Below are 318 nucleotides of genomic sequence, written 5' to 3' on the forward strand. Positions count from 1 at the left end.
TGAAAAAGGATGCCGAGGGGAAAATGACCAGTATCCCAATTGATATTGCGGCGGTGTGATATGGGTTCTAAAGCCAGGCTGTTTAATCAGCAGCATAAAATCGGCAGTACGTTTATCTATCAGCCGTGCCGTGCATTACGTGGCGGACAACCGGTTAGAACGGTTGATATCGCCAGGGATTTTAAATCGGACACGGTGGTAGAAATCAATGTTGCGCCGTATTTTGTTAACGTTGATTCATTAACACCCAGCAACTGATTTAAACCGAAATTAAACCGTAGTTAAAAATGGCGTAATCCTGCCAGGGGCGCGCTTACG

The 318-nt window shown here is 45.6% G+C and carries 1 protein-coding gene; it reads left to right on the top strand.

Annotated features, from left to right (window positions below):
• The first annotated feature begins 60 nt into the window (after window positions 1-60).
• Window positions 61-258, top strand: a complete 198-nt coding sequence (locus NWP14_RS27865) for a hypothetical protein (protein ID WP_375216327.1) — start codon at window positions 61-63, stop codon at window positions 256-258.
• Window positions 259-318: the final 60 nt, after the last annotated feature.

The organism is Klebsiella sp. C349492 (genome assembly GCF_042055345.1).
In the GTDB taxonomy this organism is placed as follows: domain Bacteria; phylum Pseudomonadota; class Gammaproteobacteria; order Enterobacterales; family Enterobacteriaceae; genus Klebsiella; species Klebsiella scottii.